Genomic DNA, 266 nt, shown 5'->3' with positions numbered 1-266 from the left:
CGCAGCGAGCTGTCAGAGGAGAGCATTACTCCGCGGAGGCAAGCAATTAGGGAAGAGGTTGCGGGGGGAAAAGATGCTGGTGTCGAGAGTTGTTGTTGTACTAAAAGAAGGAGAGAGGTGTATAATAAGAGAAGGAGTAGGATGTGTAGAGTTGTGGAGAAGGGGAGTGGTGAGGTGGATGGGGGAGAAAGGATTTATAAGAAAGGAATGTGACGCAAGTTGGGTGTTGGATTTGAAGGGGTAGAGAGTGTGGGGGTGAGGATTGA

General features: G+C 49.6%; 1 pseudogene. It reads left to right on the top strand.

The features are described from left to right. Nucleotides 1-213 (top strand): annotated as a pseudogene (locus tag FS628_RS32255) (phosphodiester glycosidase family protein); the annotation flags it as partial. Between the last annotated feature and the right edge of the window lie 53 nt (nucleotides 214-266).

This window comes from Paenibacillus xylanexedens (assembly GCF_007676705.1).
GTDB classification, from domain to species: Bacteria; Bacillota; Bacilli; order Paenibacillales; family Paenibacillaceae; genus Paenibacillus; species Paenibacillus xylanexedens_C.
The sequence above is the reverse complement of the archived record's forward strand: the minus strand, read 5'-3'. Positions and strand labels throughout refer to the sequence as shown.